A 24,985-nucleotide genomic window follows, 5' to 3' on the forward strand; every position below is an offset into this window, starting at 1 on the left:
AATAAGTTATTTGGTTGTTTTTCTGTTGCCGTAAAAGTAGAGTGAATGGTTTTTGATTTCTATATCAAAAACTTCTTCGATTGTTTTTTTGATACTTTGAATTCTAGGATCGCAAAATTCGATAACTTCCCCAGTATCTGTTAGAATAACATGGTCGTGTTGTTTATCAAAATACGATTTTTCGTAATGTGCTTGATTTTGTCCAAATTGATGTTTTCTAACCAAGCCACATTCCAATAATAATTCTATGGTATTATAAAGGGTAGCTCTAGACACACGATATTTTTTGTTTTTCATACTTAGGTATAAAGACTCGATATCGAAGTGTTCGTCGCTATTATAAATTTCTTGTAAAATGGCATAACGCTCTGGTGTTTTACGATGCTTTTTTTCTTCTAAAAAAGCCGTAAACACGTTTTTTACAATCTCTTGGTTTTTTGTATCTGTTTTTAAACTCATAATTCTGTGGCAAATTTACATTAATTTTTAAACTCTAGATACTTTATCTATACCATTAATTTTTTTCAAGTTATCCATGAGCTTTTTAAGTAAGGTAATGTTTTTTACGACTACATTAATTTTACCTGTAAAAATGCCGTCATCGCTTTGAAAACTTAAGCTTTTCATGTTAACATGCATATTGGATGAAATAACTTTAGTAATATCATTTACCAGGCCTAAATTATCAATTCCTGATAGAATAATCTGTGCCGCAAATTCTTCTTGCGAAGAGTCTATCCATTTAGCTGTCATAATTCTATAGGCATAATTGGATTGTAAGCTTACTGCATTCGGGCAGTTTTTTTTATGAACTTTTAAGCCATCGTTTATAGTTAAAAATCCAAAAACAGGATCGCCCGGAATAGGATTACAGCAGTTGGCAAATTTGTAATCTAATTTTTCTTCTTCTTTTCCAAATACCAGTAAATCGAATTTGGAGGTAATTTCATCTTTATCAATTTCCTCTTTGGTAATAGTTGGTCTTCTGGAAATTTTATTTTTAATATAACTCATAAAAGCATTGCTTCTAGATGAAGCAAACTCTTTTAGCATATTATTATCAATAGTTCCAATTCCAATTCTGTAAAATAAATCTAAACTTGTTTTAAGTTTAAAATAATTTACTAATTCATTAACCGATTTCTCGTTTAAAGTAATTTTTAATTGTTTTAATTTTCTTCTTAAAATTTCCTTTCCGTCTTCGGCTATTATTTTTTTGTCTTCTTTTAAAGCAGATTTAATTTTACTTCTGGCTTTTGCCGTGGTTGCATAATCTAACCAGTTGGAGTTGGGTTTGGCACTTTCTGAAGTTAAAATATCTACCCGATCTCCACTTTTTAAAACATGACTAAGTGGAACTAATTTACCATTTACTTTAGCGCCACGAGTTTTCATACCCACTTCGGTATGGATGCTAAAAGAAAAATCTAATGGCGTAGCTCCTTTTGGTAAAGATTTTAATTCGCCTTTTGGAGTGAAAACAAATATTTCTTTGGAATATAAGTTAAGTTTAAATTGCTCAACAAAATCTACTGCATTGGTTTCATGGTTTTCTAATGCTTCTTGTAATCTAGCAATCCAAACATCTAAGCTGTCATCTTTTTCGCTTCCTTCTTTATATTTATAATGTGCTGCAAAACCTTTTTCGGCTACTTCGTTCATGCGTTCACTCCTAATTTGAACTTCAACCCAACGGCCTTTTGGGCCAACAACCGTAATGTGTAATGCTTCGTATCCAGTAGATTTAGGTGAAGAAATCCAATCTCTAAGTCGGGTAGGGTTTGGTCTAAAATGATCCGTTACAATTGAATAAATTTTCCAGGCTAGGAACTTTTCGTTTTCCGGTTCACTTTTATAAATAATCCTTACAGCAAACTTGTCGTAAACCTCATCGAAAGTTACACCTTGATTTTGCATTTTTCTCCTAATAGAAAAAATAGATTTAGGTCTTCCTTTTATTTCATATTCTAAATTTTCTTTATCTAAGGTTGTTTTTATAACTCCTGTAAACTCGTTTATATATTCGTCTTGTTCTTCTTTGCTGTCTTTTATTTTAGTTAAAATATCGTGATATACTTCTGGTTCGGTATATTTTAAACCTAAATCTTCCAGCTCGGTTTTTATATTATAAAGTCCGATTCTATGAGCTAGTGGTGCATAAATATAAAGTGTTTCGGAAGCAATTTTAACTTGTTTATCAGAACGCATAGACTCCATGGTCTGCATGTTATGAAGCCGGTCTGCAATCTTTATGATAATTACCCTAACATCATCGTTTAATGTTAAGAGCATTCGTCTAAAGTTTTCAGCTTGAAGAGACACGTCCATTTCTGTATCTAACGATGAAATTTTAGTTAAGCCATCCACGATTTTTGCTACGGTTTCACCAAATAACTGTTCGATATCTGCTATAGAATAATCTTCGTTGTCTTCAACTACATCATGAAGCAAAGCAGCAGCAATGGACGTTGCATCCATACCAATTTCCTGAGCTACAATTTTAGCCACAGCAATAGGATGGAAAATATAAGCTTCTCCAGATTTTCTGCGCTGTTCTTTATGTGCATCTACAGCCACATCGAAGGCTTTTCGAATAAGTTTTTTATCCTCGTCTGAAAGTGTTCTATAACTTACGCGAAGTAATTCTTTATAAGCCTTGGCAATTGCAACATTTTCTTTTTCTAGCTCTAGTTCTGTCATAAATTTAAAAATAGTATAAAGGAAACAAATTTACAACCCTTTTCTACTTAAAATAAATGGTGCCACGAAGTTTTAAAATGGGTGTATTTTATATAAATATAAGATGTTTCCCGATTTTATGACATTTAAAACTAAAAATATTTTATTAAATTAATTGTAGACCTATAATTTTAAATTTCTAATCCTTTCCAAGAGGGTAGGATGTGAATAATGCATAAAAACATATGCCTTATGTGGTGTTAAATTGCTCAAACTATTTTTTGATAGCTTTTTAAGTGATGTAATTAAAGGCTCTGCTTTATACGTAGTTTTGGCATAATTATCTGCCTGATATTCGAAGGCTCTGGAAAACCAATTCATAATTAGGCTGGTTACTTCGGATATAGGCGCATAAAGTAATCCGAAGGCAATTAAACCTATGTGAAAACTTGGAGTGTTTACACCCAAAGCATTTGAAAGCAGAGGGTTTGATATAAAAATTGACAAGATATAAAGTGTTAATCCCGTAAGTAAAACGGAAGCAAATAGATTAAATACGATGTGCTTTTTCTTATAATGGCCAACTTCGTGAGCAAGAACTGCTACTATTTCTTCATCTTCTAAATCGTTAATCAGGGTATCGTAAAGTGTGACACGTTTTTCACTTCCAAATCCAGAAAAATAAGCATTGGCTTTGGTGCTTCGTTTGGACCCATCGATTACAAATATTTTATCTAATTTAAAACCGACAGTCTTAGCATAATTAGAAATCTTATTGCGTAATTCTCCTTCTTCTAAGGGTGTCTGTTTGTTGAATAAAGGCACAATTAATTTGGCGTAAAACATGTTCATAACTATTGTGAAAGCTGTAACTAATGCCCAGGCGTACAACCAGAAATCATCTCCAGAAAACTGATAAAACCAGATAATAAGTGCCAAAATACTACCGCCTACAACAGCTAACATGAGCCAGCCTTTTATTTTGTCTAATATAAAAGTCTTTTTTGTGGTTTTATTAAACCCAAATTTTTCCTCAATAACAAAGGTTTTATAGTAGGAGAATGGTGTTGAAAGAATATCGCTACCAATCATAATAATTCCAAAGAAAACTAGTGCAATAATAATAGGGTTTTCTGAATAGTTTCTGGCCATATTGTCAACAAATTCAAAACCGTCAAAAATTAAAAAAGCAAGAGTTAAAATAATTGAAAAGCTAGACGTAAGTAATCCAAATTTATAATTTGTTTTTTTGTAGGCTTGAGATTTTTTGTATTCCGTGTCATCATAAACATCTTGAAGCTCTTGCGGAACTTCATCATTAAAATGTTTTGCATTTAAAGCATCAAGGATTTTATCAATAACAAAATTGATAATAATTATGGCTATGATGATATAGAATAGAGTAGTAGAGGTCATTCAGTTTATTTAAAATTGCGTTGTCTTTTGGCTTCAAAAATAAGAATTCCAGCTGCAACAGATACATTCATAGAATCTATTTCACCTTGCATAGGAATAATTATGTTTTGTGACGAATTGTTTAGCCATTCTGTGCTTAATCCAGTGGCCTCCGTACCAACTACTATAGCTGTTGGTTTTGTATAATCTTGAGTGTGGTAAGAAACTGATGCTTGTAGGGCAGCACAATAGATAAAAAAGTTGTTTTCTTTTAAAAATTGAATAATTTCTTTGGTACTTCCGGTTGCAATCTGATTTGTAAATACACAACCTACGCTAGAACGAATAATGTTCGGGTTATATAAATCGGTTTTTGGATTAGCTATTATAACAGCATCTACATTTGCTGCATCTGCAGTACGTAATAAGGCTCCAATATTTCCTGGTTTTTCAGGAGCTTCGGCAACTAAAATTAAGGGGTTCTTAGTTTTAAATTCCAAGTTTTTTAATGTAAATTCCTTGGTTTTAGTTACTGCAATAAGACCTTCTGTTGTTTCTCTATAGGCTAATTTTTGATAGACGTCTTTAGAGATTTCTATGATGTTAGTTTGGGAATTAGCCAACTCTTTTGTTTGAGTTTCTGAAAATAATTCAGGGCAAAATAAAAGGGTATCAATAAAATAATTTCCTTTTATTGCTAAACTAATTTCTCGAATTCCTTCAATTAAAAAGAGTCCAGAGGTTTTTCGCTCTCTTGATTTTTCCTTTAATTTTAAAAGTGATTTTATATAAGGATTTTGCGTGCTTACTATAACTTTATTCATGATGCAAAAATAGAATATCTAAATTAAAAAGCTTCAGAATTATTCTGAAGCTTTTTCTGTTTACTGATTCTTATATTTTTCCGAATAACGTTCATAGAGTTCGGTTTGGTGGGTTTCCAAACTAATGTCCCTACCTTGAATAAAAGCTTTGCTTAATTTGTTTGTTCGCATATCTAAAGCATCTCCTTCGCTGATAAAGAGAGTTGCATCTTTTCCTGTTTCTAAAGTGCCACAAATATCATCAATGCCAAGAATTTTTGCTGTATTACTAGTAATAAGTTTTAAAGCTTCCTCTTTATCCAATCCATAAGCAGCACAAGTTCCAGCATAGAATGGAAGGTTTCTAGAATTCATGCGTTCCATTTGTCCACCATTAACTTGTAGAGCTACTAGAATACCATTATCCACAAGAGTTTTCGCCATTTTATAAGGTAAGTCGTAATCTTGATCATCGCTTGTTGGCCTGGAGTGAACACGTTTAAGTATTACAGGAATATTGTTCTGTTTTAAAATGCCTGTTACTTTGTAGGCTTCATAACCACCAACAATAACCATGTCTTTTATGTTATTTTTTTTAGTAAATTCAACAGCGTCGGTTATTCCTTTAGCATTATCTACATGAATATATAATTTTTTAGAACCCATAATAATACCTTGTAAAGCTTCAAAAGGCAAGTGTTTTGTTTGTTTTTCCCCTTTTAAATATGCTTTGCCTTGTTCCAAATAATCTGTGAGTTCTTCTATTTGTGTGATATAATCTTTATTTGGTTTTAAAGTAGAAGGTTCGCCCAGCCACCATTTGCCTTTAGTATAAGGATTTGGCCAATTTATATGTACACCATCGTCTGTTTTTAGGGCAGCATCTTCCCAATTCCATGCATCAAATTGTACAATGGATGAGGTTCCTGCAATGCGTCCACCTTGAGGAGTTATTTGTCCAATTAATACGCCGTTTGGTCTCATGGATTCCACAACTTTAGATTCAGTATTATAGGCAATTAAGCTTCTAATATGAGGATTCATACTTCCCACTTCATCATTATCTTGTGTAGCACGGACAGAATCAATTTCACCTAAACCAAGTGTGGAGTTTGGTACAATAAATCCTGGATAAACATGTTGGCCATCTGCGTTTATAACTTCCATATTGGACATGTCTATTTTAGAAGTAGTCGCATTGGCAACGAGCTCGATTTTTCCGTCTTTTAAAACAATAATACTGTTGTTTATTACTTGTCCGTTACCAATATGAGCGGTTGCGCCAATAATACAAATGTCTTGTACTTGTTTAGGAGCTGGAGTTTGTTGCGCTGAAATTATTGTAGTACACAATAAAAAAGCAGTTAAAATGTATATAAATGATTTTTTCATCTTTTTAATTTTTAATGTGTATGACCTTCAACAGTATCACAGTGAAATGTTTGTTTTTCTTTTTTCTTAACAGGAACTGTTTTTAGTCCTTTATTTTTTGCCTGAAGCATCATATTAGTGAGTTCGTTTTTTTCTTGTTTCATCTCACGTCTTAATTGTTTATCTCTTTCTATATCAAAATAGGTGATACCATCAATCAATGTTTTCTCAGCCTTGGCGTAGATAGATAAAGGGTTATGGCTCCATAATACTACATCCGCATCTTTTCCAACTTTAATACTTCCAACTCTATCGTCAATATGTAGTAATTTTGCCGGATTAAGGGTTACAAACTTCCAGGCATCTTCTTCGCTAACGTCTCCGTATTTAACAGATTTTGCAGCTTCTTGATTTAATCTTCTAGACATTTCTGGATCATCACTATTAATAGCAACTGTAATCCCAGCATTGTGCATAATTGCAGCATTATATGGGATGGCGTCGTTAACCTCGTACTTGTAAGCCCACCAATCGCTAAAAGTAGAGCCACCAACACCGTGTTCTTTCATTTTGTCGGCAAGTTTATATCCTTCCAAAATATGTGTAAAGGTGTTTATATTAAAATCAAATTGATCAGCGACCTTCATCAGCATATTTATTTCACTTTGTACGTAAGAGTGACAACTAATAAAGCGTTCTTCATTTAATATTTCGACAAGTGTTTCCAGCTCCAGGTCTTTTCTATAAGGTTTGCCACTTTTTTTAAGTGTTTCGTATTCTTTAGCTCTTGTAAAATAATCGATGTAAACTTGTTCCACACCCATTCTTGTTTGAGGAAAACGTATATTAGCATGGCGACCCCAATTGGATTGTTTGACATTTTCTCCAAGAGCAAACTTGATGAATTTTGGACTGTCTGTATAGATTAAGTTATTTGCTGTTTCTCCCCATTTTAATTTTATAACTGCCGAGCGACCACCAATGGGATTAGCTGAACCATGAAGTATTTGAATAGACGTAACACCACCAGCAAGGTTGCGATAAATACTTACATCTTCAGCGTCTATAACGTCCTCGATTGTAACTTCTGAAGATGCATTTTGTCCTGCCTCATTGACTGCTGAGGTTGCAATATGCGAATGCTCATCAATTATTCCAGATGTTAGATGCTTTCCTGTGGCATCTACTACTATGGCATTATTTTCGTTTAAATTGTTTCCTATTTTTGCAATTTTCCCGTTTTTAATTAAAACATCGGTCTCATTTAAGATTCCTTCTTGCTCATTAGTCCAAACGGTAGCATTTTTAAATAAAATGGTTTCTTGTTTAGGCATTGTTTTAAAACCATACGCTTCATTTGGATAATTAACAGGAATGAAAACTGGTGCATCTTTCTTGGTTTCTTTTTTATCTTTTGAGGTTGAATCTGTCTTTTCTATTTTCTTTGCGGAGAATGTGGTTTCATTTCCATTGGGTAAAAATGCCTTTCCCTTTATAGAATTGATATTTGAAATTTTTGATGTTAACCTGACATAATTTTGTTTCGTGGTATCAATATTAGAGAATGTAAGATTTAGCCAATTGTCTTGAAAAGAAATTTTTGAACCTAAGGTTTTCTCATTGGCTTTTACGGTCGATTTTAATTTTTCCATTTTCCCAGAAACATTTAAATCGTATGTGTTTCCGGCAAGTGAAATGCTATAATCTCCACGAATATCTTTGGTTGTCATAGAGGTGATTTCATATTTCTCACCTTTTACCCAGTTTTCATAAAGCGTGACATCTTTTTCGAAAATATCTCCAGAAGTAATTAAAAAATTAGCGTACGTCCCATCTTTTAAAGATCCAATTTGGTTTTGCTTCCCTAATATTTCTGCAGGAACAGTTGTAAGAGCTTCTAAGGCCATGGTTTTATCTAAACCGCGTTCAATAGCTTTTAAAAGATTTGGCATAAACTCTTTAGGCTCCTTTAATCCTTTTAAAGTAAGAGTAAACTTGATGTTGTTCTCTGCCAATATTTTAGGATTTGAAGGCTTTTGATTCCATTCTCGTAAATCTGATAAATTAGCTGCTTCCGCAATAAACGGATCTTCCATATCAAAAGCTGCAGGAAAATCTATTGGAATAATAAATGTAGCTTGTGTTTCTTTAATGGCATCGATGCGTTCGTATTCATCACCTCCACCAACAATTACAAACTGCGTATTAATTTCGTCTCCAACTTTATCAAAGCGTAAAGCATTGACTTTACTTCCGGCATCTATTATTTGAACTAAAGATTTATTTGTATTATAAGCTTCAAGGGTTCTATCCGTTACTTTAGAATGACCATTTGCATACCACTCTGCATCGTAATTTACTTGACGTAATAAAGCCATGGTTCCCATTAAAGACGTAGGATAAGACTGTCTGGATTGTACACTTTTTTTTGTTGAATAATATTGAGCAGAGCGATTATCTAATATCCTGGAAGCATCACCGCTATTAGGTGTTAAAGCTATTAAAGTACCGGTTCCTCTAATAATGCCATCTGGAATATGAGTGTTGATAACACCAAAGCCTGCTTTACGTAAATTATTTGCTTCTTTTTGGTTGTATTTAAAATGTTCTATAGCATTTTGTTCCGAACGGATATGGTCGTTCCAATAAAAACCTTCACGATTTGAATCGTATTGTGGACTATTAGATTTTGCTGCTGCCTGAGGCTTTTCTAATCCGAAGTTTGAATAAATATCTATAAACGACGGATAAATGGTTTTGTTAGAAGCGTCTATAATGACGGCGTTTTTAGGAATTGAAACTGAAATTCCTGTTGAAACAACTTTGCCATCTTTAATTAGCAATGTAGCATTTTCAATAACCTGATTAGGAGTTATATAAATTTTAGCATTGGTAATAGCTGTGTAATTAGTGTTCGTTGTGTGTACACCATCATTTTTCGGAAAATACTCTTGTGCATAAGTGCTAATATAGCCCAATAACAGTACAAGAATGGAGAACTTTTTTATCATTTAGGATTGAATAATTGGTAAGTTTCTAAAAATAGAAAATATTGATTGAGAAATTTAAATTTAAGAATTATTTAACGTGATTCGTTTCAAAATAATTCACAATTAGAGCCACCACATAGCTATAGCTTTTCATACCGTCTTTTTGATTATTGGCTATTAAATAACTGTTGTATGTGCTTTTAAATAATGGTTCGGCAGGATTTTGATAACTGTCCCAAAAATCTTGGACTTCCTGATAGTTTTTTAAAATACCTTTATTTATGGTTTTTAAGGTGTCAAAATATAAATTGGTATCCCGTTTGTAGATCTCCAATAAACAGTGTTTTAATAAGAATGTATAACCACTATAATTAAAATAAACATCTGGATGATTAATAGCTGCTAAACCCCCAATAAAATTAGCCTCGTTCTCTTTAGCATAACCTAATTGATGGGCCACCTCATGCGAACCAACTACTGGAAATCTATAAGAAACAATTAGCCCATTAATTTGTGCTTCGTTGGTTAAAGGGTTTAAATACCCACTAAAACCCATATAAGTTAATGGTAAACTAAATAATGATTTTTTAATACTTTTTGGATGGTATTCTAAATGTGGAAATTCTTTTTCTAAAGCTTTATATCCTTTAGGAATTAGAGAAATAATCTCATTCTTACTATATGGTAAATCTATTTTTACGGTATCGTTTTTAACTAGTTTTAAGTGAAGCGCGTTTGATTTTTCTATTAATTTTTTAGTCACAGAAATAAGTTGCTCGTTGGAGTAATCAGCTTCTAAATTTAAGTTTTTATGTAAAGGCATTCTGTGATAATTCATGGCCCAAAACAAGTGAAATGCAAAGTATATAATTGAAACAGCAGCAAACACATCAATCAACCAATGTTTGGTGTCTTTTATTACACGTCTTCTATTTAAAATAAGCCATCTTATTATATAGATTATGGCAAAACCATAAACTAGATCTCCAAATGAGAAAGGTATCCAACCTAAAGTAAAACGAAAAAAGCTAGAAATAATAGGGTAAATTCTCAGGCTGTAATAGGTTTCTACAACTTCTGGAAACTGCTTTAATAATTTCACTATTAGAAATAATGGAATTATGGAAAAAGCTATATACGGTTTTGGGTTTTTAAGCATCTTTCAAAAATAGACAAATGTTTTAATACTCTATAAGATATAAGTACCTTTGTAAAACTTAAAAATACAGATATGAATTCAGAAATAAGAAACCTAGAGCCAAAAGAACTTTGGAACAAATTCGCCGATTTAAATGCTGTGCCAAGAGCTTCAAAAAAAGAAGAACAGGTTATTGCTTTTATGAAAGATTTTGGTAAAAAGTTAAATCTCGAAACTATCGAAGATGAAGTTGGTAACGTCATTATAAAGAAACCTGCAACTTCTGGCATGGAAGATCGTGTAACAATTGTTATGCAATCGCATTTAGATATGGTTCATCAAAAAAATGCAGATACTAATTTCGATTTTGCTACTCAAGGCATCGAAATGTTTGTGGACGGCGATTGGGTTCGTGCAAAAGGAACAACTTTAGGTGCCGATAACGGCTTAGGTGTTGCTACAATTATGGCTATTTTAGAAAGTACAGATATTCCTCATCCGGCTATTGAAGCTTTGTTTACCATAGATGAAGAAACAGGTATGACTGGAGCTATGGGATTAAAAGGAGGTTTGCTTGAAGGTGACATTCTTTTAAACTTAGATACAGAAGAAGATGATGAAATTGGTGTTGGATGTGCTGGAGGTGTCGATGTAACTGCAACTAGAACATATAACGAAGAAGAAACGCCTGAATTTAAAACTGGATTTTCTATTGTAGTAAGAGGCTTGCAAGGTGGACATTCTGGAATGCAAATTCATGAAGGATTAGGAAATGCTAATAAGCTAATGAACCGTTTATTATTTGATGGTTTTGAAAATTTTGGGTTGCGTATTTCTGAAATCGATGGAGGTAGCTTAAGAAATGCTATTCCTAGAGAAAGTAAAGCTATTGTTGCTATTGATGCAGTTCATGAAGATGCTTTTATTGCTGAAATGACAGATTATGCCATGGAGATAAAAACAGAACTGAAAACTATGGAACCAGATTTAGAGATTGAAGTTTCTAAAACTGAAACTCCTAAAAAGATTATGGATTTAGGGGTTCAGGAAGGTTTAACCAGAGCTTTATATGCAGCCTTAAATGGAGTTTATAGAATGAGTGCAGATATTCCTGATTTGGTAGAAACGTCTAATAATGTTGCTAGAGTGGTTGTAAAAGATGGACAAATAGAAATAGCATGTCTAACGCGTTCCTCTGTAGAAAGTTCCAAATGGGATTTGGCTAATATGTTAAGAGCTACTTTTGAATTAACTGGTTGCGAGGTTGAATTCTCTGGAGATTATCCGGGATGGAAACCAAATATGGATTCGGCTATTTTAAAAGTATTAGATAGCTTATATCAAAAGATGAATGGAGAGAAAGCACATGTAGCTGCTTGTCATGCTGGATTAGAATGTGGAATTTTAGGTCAGAATTATCCAGATATGGATATGATTAGTTTTGGTCCAAACATTAAAGGAGCACACTCTCCAGATGAAAGAGCCCAAATATCTTCAGCTCAAAAATACTGGAAATTTGTTTTAGAAATTTTAAAGCAGATTCCTAAGAAGTAAATTAAAATTATACTTAGGTTTATAAAATGAAAAAGCAGCTCCATGGAGCTGCTTTTTTAGTGCATATATTGGAAAGGAAACAGAATTTTTATTCTGCTACTCCCATAATTTCTAAATCGAAAATTAAATTGCTATTTGGTGGAACTGGTCCCATTCCATTAGACCCATAACCTAAATAACTTGGAATAAATACGCGTGCTTTATCTCCTACATTCATATTAAGCATAGCTTCTCTAAAACCAGGAACTAGACTGGCTGTTTCGTTATAGATCATAGCAAATGGTTTGTAACCACCTTGAGCGTCACGCTGCTCGTTATATTGGTTGTTTTCTTTGGCTACATCAGCCCAAGAGGTGTCGAATAAACGTCCATCCTCAAAAAAGCCTGCATAATTAACAAGTACTTTTTGTGCAGAAGTTGGCTTTACGGCAGCTTCGTCTTGTTTGGTGAAAATCATAACCACTCCAGTATCTAACTTTTTAACTGTTCCGTTTAAATCGGCATTTTTGCTTATAAAAGTTTCAGCAGACTCTTTAGCACTTTCCTTAAGCTTCTTGTCTTCTAATTCTTTTAATTCTTTTTGTCTTTGTTCAACCTTAGGAAGCTCTTCAGTATAAACTTTGGCAGCATCAAAAGCTTCTGCATCTTTTCCTTTTCTAATTATGTTTAAAGATTCTATAATAACAGGATCAACAGGCTTGTTATCTCCTCTGTTAACTTCAACATTAGAAATACTATCTTGTACATCCATTCCAAGAACTAATTCTCCAAAAACTGCATGTCTGTTATCTAAATTAGGAGTAGGAATTTCGGTAATAAAAAACTGACTTCCATTAGTGGCAGGACCAGCATTGGCCATAGATAAAACACCAGGCTTATCATGTTTTAAATCCGGGTGAAATTCATCTAAAAACTGATAGCCAGGACTTCCAGCTCCCGTTCCAGTTGGATCTCCACCTTGAATCATAAATTTATCAATAACTCTGTGGAAAGTTGTTCCATTGTAATATTTTTTTCCTTTTAAAGAATCTGGAAGATTTGGATGTGTTCCTTCTGCTAAAGCTACAAAGTTTGCTACTGTTACAGGAACTCTTTTGTAGTTTAATTTTGCTACCATTGTCCCTTTGTTTGTAACAAATTCGGCATATAATCCATCTTCTAAATCAGGATATTTTTGTTGTTCGCAAGAAGTGAAACTTACTAAAATTGCAAGGATTAAAATTTTCATAGTATGTTTTAAAATATTCATTTGTAATTAATTTTTCGGTTGTAAAAATAGTGTTTTATTAAATTATTATTTGAGGTTATTTGTCAATAATTGAGTTTATAGAAACTTCACATTTTAATGGTACATTAATACCAATTCTATTATCGTCTCCATAATACCCATATGCTTTTTGCGACGGGAACATAAAAGTAACTGTTTCTCCTGTTTTCATAAGTTTTAAACCTTCTCTTAGACCAGAAAAAAGTTCTTGTTTATCCATAACATAGGTTTGGGGTTTAAGATCTTCTTTAGAATAAATAAGTTGGTCGTCTAAGGTTTTAACGTTGTAGTTGAAATTAACAATATCACCGAATTCTGGTGACATTAAACTGTCTGCCTGTTTTTTATTGTAGTAATACCAGAATCCACTTTCTGAGGCTATATAAGTCTCCTCAGGATGTTCTTCCATAATATTTTTAATATAGGCTTCTTCGCGTTCTCTTAATTTAATATTTCTCTCAATAGACTCATCAATAAATGAACCGGATTTGGAGGAAACTGGTCGTCTGGCTTCAGGCGATTTACATGCAATTAGAAACACGGTACTTAGTAATATACAGAGTATTCTACTCATTGTTTAGGGCATTTTTATAGCGTGGTAAGATACTAATAAAATTTTCAACTGTGGATTTTAAATCTAAATTGCTTTTTCCACCAGCAGCATTGGTATGTCCTCCGCCTTCAAAATGTGCTCTAGAAAATTCGTTAACAGAGAAATTTCCTTTAGAACGTAACGAGATTTTTACGATGTTATTTTGCGCGTCTTCAATAAATATAGCGGCAAAAATAATATTATTAAGAGAAAGCGCGTAATTCACAAAACCTTCAGTATCTCCTTTTTTATAATTAAATTCATTTAACTCATCTTGAGAAAGTGTTATAATAGCTGTTCGGTATTCTGGAAAAACCTTTAAATTACTTAACGCACGTCCTAGAAGCTGCATGCGGTCGTAGCTATTATTGTCAAAAATCTGATTGTGAATTTCTGAATGATTGGCACCATTATCTATTAAATCTCCAACTACCTGATGAGTTCTACTTGTGGTTGAAGGAAATCTAAACGATCCAGTATCTGTTAATATTCCGGCATATAAACAACTGGATATGTTCTTGTCTATCAGGTTTTTTTCTCCAAGCATTTCTATGAAATTATATACCATTTCGCAAGTGGAGCTCATGCTAACATCAGAGTACATATAAGTAGCATAATTGTCTGGTTGCTGATGATGGTCTATCATAATTTTCAAAGCCTTGCTTGTAGCTAAAGCCTCTTCCATGTCTCCGGTTCTATTAAGAGCATTAAAATCTAAAGTAAAAATAATATCTGCTTGAGAAATTAACGTATCACTTTCCTCTTTTTGAGAGTCGTATTTTAAAATTTCTGATTCTCCTGGCATCCATTTTAAAAAATCGGGGTAATCATTTGGAGCAATCACTCTTGCGTTTTGCTTGTGTTTTAAAAGATAATGGTATAAACCTAAAGTAGAACCAATAGCGTCTCCATCTGGATTTTTATGGGGAACAATAACTATTTGCTTAGGTGTTTTTAACAGCTGTTTTATTTTTAAAATATCGTCTTTCTTCATAGGCAACGAAGATACAATTTTTTAATATTGGTTTTTGAGGTTTTTTTACAGAAAAGAGTTACTTTTGCACCCAAATTAAAAAAATAATAAATGGCAACTAACAGAACATTTACAATGCTTAAGCCTGATTCAGTAGAAAAAGGGCACATTGGCGCAATTTTAGAAAAAATCAATGCTTCAGGTTTTAGAATCGTAGCAATGAAATTAACACAAATGACAAAAGCAGATGCTGAGACATTTTATGCAATTCACAACGAAAGACCTTTCTTTGGAGAATTAGTAGAATATATGACTCGTGGTCCTATTGTAGCTGCTATTTTAGAAAAAGAAAATGCTGTTGAAGATTTTAGAACTTTAATTGGTGCTACTAATCCTGCAGAAGCTGCAGAAGGAACTATAAGAAAGTTATATGCTGCTTCTATTGGAGAAAATGCTGTTCACGGGAGTGATAGTGATGAGAATGCTGCTATTGAAGGAGCTTTCCATTTTTCTGGAAGAGAGATGTTTTAATTAAAACAAGCTTTTATATAAATATAATAAGGCCTGAAAATTTAAATTTTCAGGCTTTTTTTATGCTTTTTAATTTAAATTCGCACATCTTAAAAAATCTACTCATGAAAAAAACAACAATCCTCTTGATTGGTTTTGTATTTATTAGCGCTTTAGCTTTTTCTCAAAATATCCAGGATGCCATTAAAAAACTAGAAAGTGAAACTGAAGCTAAAATTTCTGTCAATGCGAATGGAATAGCAGAATTTATTAAATTTCCTGGAAATAAACCTATGGCCTTGAATGGCTCAACTCTACAAGCTAAGGTGATTTCGTTTTTAGAACTAAATAAAGGGTTGTTTCCTTTTGAAACAGTTGAAAGTACTTTCACATTTGGAACTATTAAAGAAGACAATTACGGGTATAAACATATAGTTTTAACGCAACATAAAAATAATGTGCCAGTTTTTGATGGACAATTACGTTTTCATTTCAATACAAATAATAAGTTAACTGCCATAAATGGCAATTATATTCCTAATATAAAAAATAGTACAGAACCTTCCATAAGTGTTTTACAGGCAAATACTATTGCAATTAATACAGTAGACAAGCAGGAACTTAATACATCTGGCATCGCATTGTTTGCTTTTAAGACTACATTATATGTATTTCAAAAAGGTTTAATAAATAATAGTTTTGGGACAACTTCTTTGGTTTACGAAGTTGAGGTTAGAAATGATGCAGATGTAAGAGAATATGTTTATGTAAATGCACATTCTGGTGAAATTACAGAGCAATTTACCGGAATGGCTCATGTTTTAGATAGAGTAATTTACGAAAACAATGTCTCAAATATTGTGTGGCAGGAAGGAGATGCTTTTCCAGGTCCTTTAAATATTTGGCAACAAAATGAGGTTGTAGCATCAGGGCATGTTTATAACTTTTTTAACAATGCTTTTGGTTATGTATCGTACGATGGTGCCGATGCACAAATGCGAACCATAAATAATAATCCCAATATTTCCTGTCCCAATGCCAATTGGAATGGCGTTACGGCAAATTATTGTAATGGAACAGCGTCGGATGATGTAATTGCGCACGAATGGGGTCATGCTTATACCGAATATACTAGTGGATTAATTTATGCTTATGAATCTGGCGCCATAAACGAATCTTTTTCTGATATCTGGGGGGAAACTATAGATTTACTAAATAACTATGAAGATGAGGACGATGACAATTCTCCAAGAACAGCTTGTTATAGTTCAGATAGATGGAGAATTGGAGAAGATGCAACTGCTTTTGGTGGAGCTATTAGAGATATGTGGAATCCGAACTGTAATGGAGATCCAGGGAAAATAAGCGATTACCAATATTATTGTGGTACTGGAGATGCTGGAGGAGTTCATTATAATTCTGGAATTCCAAATCATGCTTATGCACTGTTAGTAGATGGTGGTTCTTATAATGGACAAACTATTACAGGAATAGGCTTTACAAAAGCCGCCCATATTTTCTGGAGAGCACAAAGTGAGTACCTTACAGCTACAAGCGATTTTTATTCGTTGGCAGATGCTTTGGAAGCCTCATGCACAGATTTATTAGGAATTAATTTAGAGGGTTTAAGTACAGATGCTCCAGCAGGACTTTCTAATGAAGTTATTACAGTTTCAGATTATAATCAATTAGTTAATGTTATATTGGCTGTAGAATTACGAACAGAGAATAATTGTAATTATCAACCACTTCTATCAGATACGGACGAGCCTTGCGAAGCCGGCATAAATGCACCAATCTTCTTTGAAAATTGGGAGTCTGGAATGGCTGGTTGGACATTGGAGCAAATTCCATCAGACCCTTCCACTTGGGAAGAAAGAGATTGGGAGATTGTTTCAAACTTACCAGAAGGAAGAGAAGGACAAGCTATTTTTGCTGTAGATCCAATAAATGGAAATTGTGTTACCTCGCTACAAGATGGAATTATTAGGTTAGAAAGTCCTGTAATTACTATCCCAAATCAATTGACTGGAATATTTGAAATGACTTTTATGCATTTTGTATCTACAGAAAACAATTGGGATGGCGGTAATATAAAATATAGTTTAGATGGAAGTGCATGGGCACTTTTACCGGCAAGTGCATTTACTGCAAATCCTTATAATGCATATTTAAATGTAGAAGGCAATACGAACCCAATGGGAGGTGAAATGGCTTTTACAGGTACAGATGAAGGTAAAGTTACTGGAAGTTGGGGAAGAAGTTATATTGATTTATCATCTTTAGGAGTGGTTGCAAATTCAAGCATTCAGTTAAGATGGGAATTAGGAACAGATGCTTGCAATGGAAGAGAAGGTTGGTATGTAGATGATATTTCTATTTATAATTGTGAGATGTCTCTTTCGGTTTCGGAAGTTGAAAACATGGAAAACAATATTAAAGTTTATCCAAATCCTTCAAACGGAAAATTCACACTTAAAAGTTTAAATAACATAAACTTATTAAAAGCTGAGATTTATGATATTAACGGAAGATTAATTAAATCGATTGATCTTTATAATAGTAAGAATCTTCAAACTATAGATATTTCGCAGGTTACTTCTGGAATTTATTTTATGAATGTGCATGCTAGAAATGCTACTCAAGTTATAAAACTGATTAAAAACTAATCCAGTTTATTTCTAATAAAAAAACCCACGACATGTAGTTGTGGGTTTTTTTGTTCTAAAAAGATAAGCGTATATACTAGATAACTTTTACGTTTATTGCGTTTAATCCTTTTTTGCCTTCTGTTAATTCGAATTCAACTTCATCTCCTTCACGAATTTCGTCGATTAGTCCTGAAATGTGTACAAAATGTTCTCTGTTTGAACCTTCTTCTATAATGAATCCAAATCCTTTGGTATCGTTGAAGAACTTTACTGTTCCTTTACTCATAATATTATAATTAAATTAATTATAAACTATAGAGCAAATTATATGCCAAAAACTTATTTGTGTTTAATTGAGGTATAGAGAATTAGCGTAATACTAATTTGGTTATAACGTCTTTTCCAAGAGATTCGTTTAACATACTAATAATTTTTTCTTTACCATAACTAAGTTCTTCTCTTAAAACACTAGAACTTAATTGTACATAAAGCGTATTGTTTTTTAATTGGATATCTGTTGTATAATTATTGACGCCATTTCCCATCATTTCTCTCCATGTGTCTTGTACTTTAACTACATCTAAGCCGTATTCTAATTTATTGGTTTCAACAAATTCTTTTAAGGCATCTGCAATGCTAATATGTTCGTTGTTTCGTTTTGCCATGATTTATAAACTTATTTAGTAACGTCTATAGCTGTAAATCTCTTATATAAAAATACAGCTTTATTTTTATTAATAACTTTAAGTTGCTCTTTATTTGCTGACAAAACCGTTTCTTTCCAAGTATCGAAAGGAGTTTTATAATATAAGTTTAAACTGTCATTTTCTATTTTAATAGTAAATTGCTCAGTGTCATTAGAGGTTTCATATGTTCCATCGAAACCTGGTTTTAATTTTAGCCTAAACCCAGTTAAACTGTCCGAAACTTTAATATAATCTACGGTATCATTATAAGTATATTTTTTCTTTGTACCATCTGCTAATTGTACTTCTTCTATTTCCCAATAACCTTCAAGATGTTCTATATAGGTTTCTGGGTTTTTAGAGCAGCTGTTTAAAATTAATAAGCTTAGAAATAGAAAGAGGTATTTTGAGTTCATAATTATATAGATGTTACAGTTTACAATTCAAAGTTTAAAAAAATTGAATTAAGTAGCAAGTTTAAAGTATTAAGAAAATAGGAAACTAAAAGTACACTCGCTATAAGATACTCCTATTTTATTTTTTATTTAAAGTTTAAATATTTCATAAGCTTGATGCACTTGTTTAATGGCTTTTTCGGTTCTATCAGCATGAGTGTCGCTTATAAATAATTGTCCAAAATTCTCGTCGTCCACTAGTTTTATAATTTGCGAGACCCGGTTTTCATCTAATTTGTCAAAAATATCATCAAGTAACAAAATGGGATTGTGTCCACTTTGAACTTTTATAAAATCGAATTGAGCCAATTTTAAAGCTATTAAAAACGACTTTTGTTGCCCTTGGCTTCCAAATTTCTTTATGGGATGATCTTCAATTTCAAAAGATAAATCATCTTTATGAATTCCTACACTTGTATATTGTAAAGCTTTGTCTTTGTTGATAGATTGTTTTAAAAGTGTTTCCAGTTCACCATCTAATAAATGACTAGTGTAAATTAAATTTACAGCTTCGTTGCCATTACTAATAGCTTTATATCGCTCTTTAAAAATGGGAATAAAAGTCTCTAAAAAAATCTGTCTCTTTTCAAAAATAACCTGTCCGTAACTATCTAATTGTTTGTTGTAGATGTCTAAAGTATCTGCGTTAAATGTGTTGTTTAAAGCAAAATACTTTAACAGTGAATTTCTTTGAACCAGTACCTTATTATAATTAATTAAACTGTCTAAGTAGGTTTTATCGCTTTGCGAAATGACACTATCTATAAATTTTCGTCTTGTAGTACTACCTTCAATAATTAAATCTCTATCTGCTGGCGAAATAATAACAAGAGGCAAAAAACCAATATGATCGCTAAATCTATCGTAATTCTTTCCATTGCGTTTTATAATCTTTTTTTGTCCTTTTTTTAGGCTGACAACAATTTTTTCGGTTTTATCAGATTTCTCATAATCGCCATTTATCACAAAAAAACTTTCGTTATGTCTAATGTTTTGAGAGGCAATAGGGTTAAAGTAACTTTTTCCAAAGGACAAATGATAAATAGCGTCCAGTATGTTAGTTTTACCCACACCGTTGTTTCCCACAAAACAATTAATTTTGTGATTGAACTCAAAAGATTGACTTTCAAAATTTTTATAATTGAGTAAAGAAAGCGATTTTAAAATCATAAAAAAGCGGCTTAAATATGGTTTTGAATTTATAAATGTATATGTTGCGCAAATTATTGAAAAATAACAAATAAATAGGCTTTTAAATATGAAGAAAAATCATATTTTTGCCACGCATTAATTAAAAAAATATGGCGACTTACAAGAAAAGAGGATACAAACCATCAACGAAAGAAGAAAAAGAGCATGATGAGGTTGATAATTCAACAACAGCTGAAGTGTTTAACACCCTGGACGAATCTGCTTCCAAAACGGAAGATTGGGTAATTGCAAATCAAAAATATATTTTTATAATAATTGGTTTGGTAGCGGCAGTAGTGTTAGGCTATTTAGGTTTTAACGAATTTGTTGCAAAACCAAAACAAAGTGAAGCTATGAACGAAATGTTCCAGGCTCAAAAATATTTTGGTCAAGCTGTAACTGGTACAGAAAAAGATTCTCTTTATACTTTAGCTCTAAATGGAGGTGAAGGAAAACTAGGAATGCTTGATATTGCTTCAGAATACAGTGGTACTCCGGCAGCTAACTTAGCTAATTATTACGCTGGAATGGCTTATTTAAACTTAAAAGATTATAAGAACGCTGTAACTTATTTAAGCGATTTTTCTAGCGATGATTTAGTTTTAGCTCCAATGGCAAAAGGAAGTATTGGTGATGCATTTGTGCAATTAAATCAACCGGAAGATGCTTTGGATTATTATACGCAAGCTGCTAAATTAAGAAAAAACGATTTTACAACACCTTTGTACTTATACAAAGCGGGGATTATTGCAATGGATTTAGGAAAATCTGATAAAGCCCTTACTTTCTTTAAGGATATCAAAGAAAACTATGCGTCTTCTACCGAAGCAGAGAATATTGATGTATTTATCGGTAAGGCTCAAGTGTTGGCTAACAAATAATTTCTCCGATTTATCGGAAAGTAAACATGGCAACAAAAAATAAAAATTTATCAGAATATGATAAAGCTACAATCCCAAACGCGAAAGATTTTCGGTTTGGGATTGTTGTTTCAGAATGGAACGACAATATTACAGAAGGTTTATATGAAGGTGCAGTTAACACATTAATTGAAAACCAGGTTTTACCAGAAAATATTATTCGTTGGAATGTGCCAGGTAGTTACGAGCTTATCTTTGGTTGCAAAAAGATGCAAGAACAAGAGGTAGATGCTGTAATTGCAATAGGAAGTGTTATTCAGGGAGAAACTAAGCATTTCGATTTTGTGTGCGAAGCTGTTTCACACGGAATTAAAGACTTAAATATTCTTTATAAGGTACCAGTCATTTTTTGTGTTTTAACAGACAATAATATGCAACAAGCTATAGATCGTTCTGGCGGAAAGCATGGAAACAAAGGAACGGAGGCTGCTATTGCCGCTATAAAAATGGTAGAATTAAATAAACAGTAAATTTATTTCAATAAGAACCTATCTGTAAAAAGTAGGGTTAATTCGCAATTCATATATTTTAGGTTAAAGATTTAAAATATATGAATTGTCGTTTTTTAATCAACTTCGTTAGTGTTAACAATTTTTGGCACTTCAAAACCTGTTTTTCTTTGTTTTTTAAGTATTTTTGAAAGATATCAAAGTATACTAATCGTGGCATTATTCAAGAAAGACAGACAATTTACTATCAAACCTAAACATCAAACTGAAGCAGATGGAAGGGGAGATGAGAATATCCAGTCAAAATGGAACGATTTAAAACAAACTAGAAAACGAAAAAGCAATATTCTTACCTCTCCTTGGTACATGATTTTGTTTTTAATAGCAATTTTAGTGCTTTGGTATTATTTAAGTGGTTATGAATAGAAGATATTATGGGGATTTTTAAAACAAAAAAGAATAAAAGATATAGCTATACACCTCGACATTATAAAGGTGAAGGCAGCCCTTTTGAAATAAAACACAAGTTTGACGATTATAGAAGCACTGTTGGGAGCAATAAAGGACTAAAAAACAAACTTGTTTCGGCATTAGAAGACTATAAACACAACCATAACAAGTCGGCAAATAAACGTGTTTTAATAATTATTGGAATTTTAATTTTAATCTTCCTACTTATTATCGAGTTCGATTTATCCATTTTCTTTTAAAAACGCTCATGTCAGATATCATTCAGTTACTACCAGATCATGTAGCAAACCAAATTGCAGCAGGAGAAGTTGTTCAACGTCCAGCTTCTGTTGTTAAAGAGCTTTTAGAAAATGCTATAGATGCAGAGGCAAGTAGTATTAAACTTTTAATTAAAGACGCTGGTAAAACTTTGGTTCAGGTTATAGATAATGGTTCAGGAATGAGTGTTACCGATGCCAGATTAAGTTTTGAGCGTCATGCAACTTCAAAAATACGTTCTGCCGAAGACTTATTTCAGTTAAATACTAAAGGCTTCCGAGGGGAGGCTTTAGCAAGTATAGCTGCTATTGCTCATGTAGAATTAAAGTCTAAAACAGAGGAAGATGAGGTTGGAACCCAATTAATTATTGAAGGAAGCGAAGTGGTTTCTCAAGAGGTTGTTGTAACTCCAAAAGGAACATCAATTGCAGTAAAAAATCTATTCTTCAATATTCCTGCTAGACGGAATTTCCTAAAATCTAATCAGGTAGAAACTCGTCATATTATAGACGAATTTCACAGAGTAGCTTTGGCACATCCAAATATTCAATTTGTTATGTACCATAATGGGAGTGAAGTTTTTAATTTACCTGAAAGTAATTACAGACAACGAATTGTAAATATTTTTGGATCAAAAACAAATGAAAAACTAGTTCCTGTTAATGAAGAAACAGAAGTAGTTAAAATCTCTGGATTTGTAGGGAAACCAGAATACGCTAAGAAATCCAGAGGAGAACAATTTTTCTTTGTCAATAATAGATTTATAAAAAGCGCGTATTTAAATCATGCTATTTCATCGGCTTTCGAAGGACTTCTTAAAGAAAGTACTCATGCCAGTTATTTCTTAAATCTTAATGTTAATCCAGAAACTATAGATATTAATATTCATCCAACTAAAACGGAAATTAAGTTTGACGATGAACATACGCTTTACGCTATTTTAAGAGCTTCGGTAAAACATAGTTTGGGTCAATTTAATATTGCTCCTGTTTTAGATTTTGAAAGAGATTCTAATCTGGATACACCTTATGATTATAAAGATATTCAAAACCCGAGTACGCCAAATATTGAAGTAGATAGAAGTTTTAATCCGTTTCAAGAAAGACAAACGTCAGGAAATCGGGCAACAGCTTTTAAAAAACAAACTCCTAGTAATTGGGATAGTTTGTATGTAGGTTTAGAATCTAAAGGTACAAAATCTCAACAGGATTTTACGAGTGTTCAGTTTGAGAGCGAAGAACAAACGGGATCTATATTTAATCAGCAAACGCCAGTAGAAACTAAGCAGAGTACCTTTCAAATTCAGAATAAATACGTTGTTAGCACTATTAAATCTGGAATGTTGGTAATAGATCAATATCGTGCGCATCAACGGGTTTTATATGAAGATTTTTTGAAGAATATGACAATTAAGGAAAGTATGAGTCAGCAATTGCTGTTCCCAATTCAATTGCATTTCTCTTCTCAGGAAATAGATATATTAAAACAAGTAAAAGAAGATTTAGAATATACGGGGTTTTTGTTTTCAGATATATCAAAAGACAGTATTGAAATTTCCGGAGTGCCCGTTCATGTGCCAGAGAGTGAGGTCTCTGTTATTTTAGAGCAGTTAATTAATGATATAGAAAACGAAGTTCCTGATAGCAATTTTAGTCCCACAGATTTATTGGCAAAATCTATGGCCAAAAGTTTAGCTGTTAAAACAGGACAGTCATTATCTGTACCAGAACAAGAGCATTTAGTTAATAGTTTATTTGGTTGTAAAGAACCAAATATGTCACCCACAAATAAATCTACATTCATAACGTTAAGTGTAGATGAATTAGATAAGAAATTTATATAAGTACATTTTTATGTTAAATAGAATTACAGATACCGTAAAGCATTTGATTATTATAAACGTGATTATGTTTATAGGAACTCTTGCAATTGGAGGTCAGGCTTTTGGAGCAAATGAATTATTTTACGATTGGTTTGCCCTTCATTTTCCATTAAACGACACCTTTCAACCTTGGCAAATAGTAACGCATATGTTTATGCATGGTGGGTTTATGCACATTCTTTTTAACATGTTTGCACTTTGGATGTTTGGTACGGCAGTAGAACAACAATTTGGAGCAAAAAAATTCCTTTTCTTTTATATTTCATCAGGTTTAGGAGCTGCTATTTGTATGATTGCTTTCTATTATTTCAGGTTTTATTCAGGGATGTCCATTTTAACAGATGCAGGTTTTAATGAGGCTCAGGTTATGGAAACCCTGAAATCTGGTTATAGCATGTACGATAGACGCTGGAGCGAATTTTTAAATCAAGAACAATTACAACATTTTGTTGGAGTTTTTAACAGTACAATGGTGGGAGCTTCAGGTGCTATTATGGGGGTTTTAGTGGCTTTTGGAATGTTATATCCAGAGTCTAAATTAATGCTTATATTTTTACCTGTTCCTATAAAAGCTAAGTACTTTATTCCAGGAATTATAGCCTTAGATTTTATTTCTGCAGTTACAGGGCAATCTTTTTTTAGTCCAAGTAATACGGCCTATATTGCTCACGTTGGTGGTGCTTTAACAGGTTTCTTAATTATGTGGTATTGGAAAAAAACACAGTTTAATAAAAATCGTTGGGACTAGAT

The 24,985-nt window shown here is 32.6% G+C and carries 23 protein-coding genes; 9 read left to right on the forward strand and 14 right to left on the reverse strand.

Features of this window, described 5'->3' with window-relative positions; all coding sequences use genetic code 11:
• Positions 1-6: 6 nt before the first annotated feature.
• The 7 genes from OS188_RS04185 to OS188_RS04215 all read right to left on the reverse strand — a co-directional run bounded on the left by OS188_RS04185 (position 7) and on the right by OS188_RS04215 (position 10,340).
• Complete coding sequence (locus tag OS188_RS04185; protein WP_267147571.1) at positions 7-459, reverse strand: Fur family transcriptional regulator; 453 nt, start codon at positions 457-459, stop codon at positions 7-9.
• Between the two features lie 27 nt (positions 460-486).
• Entirely contained in the window at positions 487-2,700 is a 2,214-nt protein-coding gene (locus OS188_RS04190) for a RelA/SpoT family protein (protein WP_267147572.1), read from the reverse strand.
• Between the two features lie 162 nt (positions 2,701-2,862).
• Positions 2,863-4,095, reverse strand: a complete 1,233-nt coding sequence (locus OS188_RS04195) for a M48 family metallopeptidase (protein ID WP_267147573.1) — start codon at positions 4,093-4,095, stop codon at positions 2,863-2,865.
• Between the two features lie 5 nt (positions 4,096-4,100).
• Complete coding sequence (locus OS188_RS04200; protein WP_267147574.1) at positions 4,101-4,898, reverse strand: TrmH family RNA methyltransferase; 798 nt, start codon at positions 4,896-4,898, stop codon at positions 4,101-4,103.
• A 60-nt stretch (positions 4,899-4,958) separates the two neighbouring features.
• Complete coding sequence (locus OS188_RS04205) at positions 4,959-6,269, reverse strand: amidohydrolase family protein (protein WP_267147575.1); 1,311 nt, start codon at positions 6,267-6,269, stop codon at positions 4,959-4,961.
• Between the two features lie 11 nt (positions 6,270-6,280).
• Positions 6,281-9,259, reverse strand: a complete 2,979-nt coding sequence (locus OS188_RS04210; RefSeq protein ID WP_267147576.1) for an amidohydrolase family protein — start codon at positions 9,257-9,259, stop codon at positions 6,281-6,283.
• A gap of 67 nt (positions 9,260-9,326) precedes the next feature.
• A complete protein-coding gene (locus OS188_RS04215) occupies positions 9,327-10,340 on the reverse strand; it encodes a DUF3810 domain-containing protein (protein WP_323370442.1) in 1,014 nt (337 codons plus the stop codon).
• Positions 10,341-10,469: 129 nt separating this feature from the next.
• Here OS188_RS04215 and OS188_RS04220 point away from each other — a divergent pair, with 129 nt between their 5' ends.
• Positions 10,470-11,930 (forward strand): aminoacyl-histidine dipeptidase, encoded by a 1,461-nt coding sequence (locus tag OS188_RS04220; protein ID WP_267147578.1) that lies wholly within the window; start codon positions 10,470-10,472, stop codon positions 11,928-11,930.
• Between the two features lie 88 nt (positions 11,931-12,018).
• Here OS188_RS04220 and OS188_RS04225 read toward each other — a convergent pair whose 3' ends face one another.
• The 3 genes from OS188_RS04225 to OS188_RS04235 all read right to left on the reverse strand — a co-directional run bounded on the left by OS188_RS04225 (position 12,019) and on the right by OS188_RS04235 (position 14,783).
• Positions 12,019-13,158, reverse strand: coding sequence for a peptidylprolyl isomerase (locus tag OS188_RS04225; RefSeq protein WP_267147579.1), 1,140 nt, complete (start codon positions 13,156-13,158; stop codon positions 12,019-12,021).
• 76 nt (positions 13,159-13,234) lie between these two features.
• Positions 13,235-13,771: a gliding motility-associated peptidyl-prolyl isomerase GldI gene (gene gldI / locus OS188_RS04230; RefSeq protein WP_267147580.1), complete on the reverse strand. Its 537-nt coding sequence runs from the start codon at positions 13,769-13,771 to the stop codon at positions 13,235-13,237.
• A complete protein-coding gene (locus OS188_RS04235; protein WP_267147581.1) occupies positions 13,764-14,783 on the reverse strand; it encodes a DHH family phosphoesterase in 1,020 nt (339 codons plus the stop codon). The genes gldI and OS188_RS04235 overlap by 8 nt, the downstream gene beginning before the upstream one ends.
• A 90-nt stretch (positions 14,784-14,873) precedes the next feature.
• Between OS188_RS04235 and OS188_RS04240 the strand changes: the two genes are divergently transcribed.
• On the forward strand, positions 14,874-15,293 hold the full coding sequence (locus tag OS188_RS04240) for a nucleoside-diphosphate kinase (RefSeq protein WP_267147582.1): 420 nt from the start codon (positions 14,874-14,876) through the stop codon (positions 15,291-15,293).
• A gap of 104 nt (positions 15,294-15,397) precedes the next feature.
• Positions 15,398-17,941, forward strand: coding sequence for a M4 family metallopeptidase (locus OS188_RS04245; RefSeq protein WP_267147583.1), 2,544 nt, complete (start codon positions 15,398-15,400; stop codon positions 17,939-17,941).
• 76 nt (positions 17,942-18,017) lie between these two features.
• Here the strand turns inward: OS188_RS04245 and OS188_RS04250 are convergent, their stop codons facing one another.
• The 4 genes from OS188_RS04250 to recF form a co-directional block, all read right to left on the reverse strand.
• Positions 18,018-18,209: a cold-shock protein gene (locus OS188_RS04250; RefSeq protein WP_267147584.1), complete on the reverse strand. Its 192-nt coding sequence runs from the start codon at positions 18,207-18,209 to the stop codon at positions 18,018-18,020.
• A gap of 82 nt (positions 18,210-18,291) precedes the next feature.
• Entirely contained in the window at positions 18,292-18,588 is a 297-nt protein-coding gene (locus OS188_RS04255; protein WP_267147585.1) for a DciA family protein, read from the reverse strand.
• Positions 18,589-18,599: 11 nt separating this feature from the next.
• Positions 18,600-19,025 (reverse strand): hypothetical protein, encoded by a 426-nt coding sequence (locus tag OS188_RS04260; RefSeq protein WP_267147586.1) that lies wholly within the window; start codon positions 19,023-19,025, stop codon positions 18,600-18,602.
• A gap of 129 nt (positions 19,026-19,154) precedes the next feature.
• Complete coding sequence (gene recF / locus OS188_RS04265; RefSeq protein WP_267147587.1) at positions 19,155-20,234, reverse strand: DNA replication/repair protein RecF; 1,080 nt, start codon at positions 20,232-20,234, stop codon at positions 19,155-19,157.
• A gap of 131 nt (positions 20,235-20,365) precedes the next feature.
• Here recF and OS188_RS04270 point away from each other — a divergent pair, with 131 nt between their 5' ends.
• From OS188_RS04270 to OS188_RS04295, 6 genes are all read left to right on the forward strand, one after another.
• The gene (locus OS188_RS04270) at positions 20,366-21,136 is read left to right on the forward strand and encodes a tetratricopeptide repeat protein (protein ID WP_267147588.1); all 771 of its coding nucleotides are present in this window, start codon (positions 20,366-20,368) and stop codon (positions 21,134-21,136) included.
• 26 nt (positions 21,137-21,162) lie between these two features.
• Complete coding sequence (gene ribH, locus OS188_RS04275; RefSeq protein WP_267147589.1) at positions 21,163-21,645, forward strand: 6,7-dimethyl-8-ribityllumazine synthase; 483 nt, start codon at positions 21,163-21,165, stop codon at positions 21,643-21,645.
• Positions 21,646-21,837: 192 nt separating this feature from the next.
• Positions 21,838-22,050 carry a hypothetical protein gene (locus OS188_RS04280; protein WP_267147590.1) on the forward strand — a complete coding sequence of 71 codons (213 nt, stop codon included), beginning with the start codon at positions 21,838-21,840 and terminating at the stop codon, positions 22,048-22,050.
• A gap of 8 nt (positions 22,051-22,058) precedes the next feature.
• Positions 22,059-22,334 carry a riboflavin synthase subunit beta gene (locus OS188_RS04285; RefSeq protein WP_267147591.1) on the forward strand — a complete coding sequence of 92 codons (276 nt, stop codon included), beginning with the start codon at positions 22,059-22,061 and terminating at the stop codon, positions 22,332-22,334.
• 8 nt (positions 22,335-22,342) lie between these two features.
• Positions 22,343-24,196, forward strand: a complete 1,854-nt coding sequence (mutL, locus tag OS188_RS04290) for a DNA mismatch repair endonuclease MutL (protein ID WP_267147592.1) — start codon at positions 22,343-22,345, stop codon at positions 24,194-24,196.
• A 10-nt stretch (positions 24,197-24,206) separates the two neighbouring features.
• Entirely contained in the window at positions 24,207-24,983 is a 777-nt protein-coding gene (locus OS188_RS04295; RefSeq protein WP_267147593.1) for a rhomboid family intramembrane serine protease, read from the forward strand.
• The last annotated feature ends 2 nt before the right edge of the window (positions 24,984-24,985 follow it).

It is taken from the genome of Xanthomarina sp. F1114 (assembly GCF_026410255.1).
GTDB lineage: Bacteria > Bacteroidota > Bacteroidia > Flavobacteriales > Flavobacteriaceae > Xanthomarina.

Excerpts from the sequence above, each read along its gene's own strand:
- OS188_RS04185 (WP_267147571.1), bottom strand. The coding sequence starts at position 459 with ATGAGTTTAAAAACAGATACAAAAAACCAAGAGATTGTAAAAAACGTG.
- OS188_RS04190 (WP_267147572.1), bottom strand. The coding sequence starts at position 2,700 with ATGACAGAACTAGAGCTAGAAAAAGAAAATGTTGCAATTGCCAAGGCT.
- OS188_RS04195 (WP_267147573.1), bottom strand. The coding sequence starts at position 4,095 with ATGACCTCTACTACTCTATTCTATATCATCATAGCCATAATTATTATC.
- OS188_RS04200 (WP_267147574.1), bottom strand. The coding sequence starts at position 4,898 with ATGAATAAAGTTATAGTAAGCACGCAAAATCCTTATATAAAATCACTT.
- OS188_RS04205 (WP_267147575.1), bottom strand. The coding sequence starts at position 6,269 with ATGAAAAAATCATTTATATACATTTTAACTGCTTTTTTATTGTGTACT.
- OS188_RS04210 (WP_267147576.1), bottom strand. The coding sequence starts at position 9,259 with ATGATAAAAAAGTTCTCCATTCTTGTACTGTTATTGGGCTATATTAGC.
- OS188_RS04220 (WP_267147578.1), top strand. The coding sequence starts at position 10,470 with ATGAATTCAGAAATAAGAAACCTAGAGCCAAAAGAACTTTGGAACAAA.
- OS188_RS04225 (WP_267147579.1), bottom strand. The coding sequence starts at position 13,158 with ATGAAAATTTTAATCCTTGCAATTTTAGTAAGTTTCACTTCTTGCGAA.
- gldI (WP_267147580.1), bottom strand. The coding sequence starts at position 13,771 with ATGAGTAGAATACTCTGTATATTACTAAGTACCGTGTTTCTAATTGCA.
- OS188_RS04235 (WP_267147581.1), bottom strand. The coding sequence starts at position 14,783 with ATGAAGAAAGACGATATTTTAAAAATAAAACAGCTGTTAAAAACACCT.
- OS188_RS04240 (WP_267147582.1), top strand. The coding sequence starts at position 14,874 with ATGGCAACTAACAGAACATTTACAATGCTTAAGCCTGATTCAGTAGAA.
- OS188_RS04245 (WP_267147583.1), top strand. The coding sequence starts at position 15,398 with ATGAAAAAAACAACAATCCTCTTGATTGGTTTTGTATTTATTAGCGCT.
- OS188_RS04250 (WP_267147584.1), bottom strand. The coding sequence starts at position 18,209 with ATGAGTAAAGGAACAGTAAAGTTCTTCAACGATACCAAAGGATTTGGA.
- OS188_RS04255 (WP_267147585.1), bottom strand. The coding sequence starts at position 18,588 with ATGGCAAAACGAAACAACGAACATATTAGCATTGCAGATGCCTTAAAA.
- OS188_RS04260 (WP_267147586.1), bottom strand. The coding sequence starts at position 19,025 with ATGAACTCAAAATACCTCTTTCTATTTCTAAGCTTATTAATTTTAAAC.
- recF (WP_267147587.1), bottom strand. The coding sequence starts at position 20,234 with ATGATTTTAAAATCGCTTTCTTTACTCAATTATAAAAATTTTGAAAGT.
- OS188_RS04270 (WP_267147588.1), top strand. The coding sequence starts at position 20,366 with ATGGCGACTTACAAGAAAAGAGGATACAAACCATCAACGAAAGAAGAA.
- ribH (WP_267147589.1), top strand. The coding sequence starts at position 21,163 with ATGGCAACAAAAAATAAAAATTTATCAGAATATGATAAAGCTACAATC.
- OS188_RS04285 (WP_267147591.1), top strand. The coding sequence starts at position 22,059 with ATGGGGATTTTTAAAACAAAAAAGAATAAAAGATATAGCTATACACCT.
- mutL (WP_267147592.1), top strand. The coding sequence starts at position 22,343 with ATGTCAGATATCATTCAGTTACTACCAGATCATGTAGCAAACCAAATT.
- OS188_RS04295 (WP_267147593.1), top strand. The coding sequence starts at position 24,207 with ATGTTAAATAGAATTACAGATACCGTAAAGCATTTGATTATTATAAAC.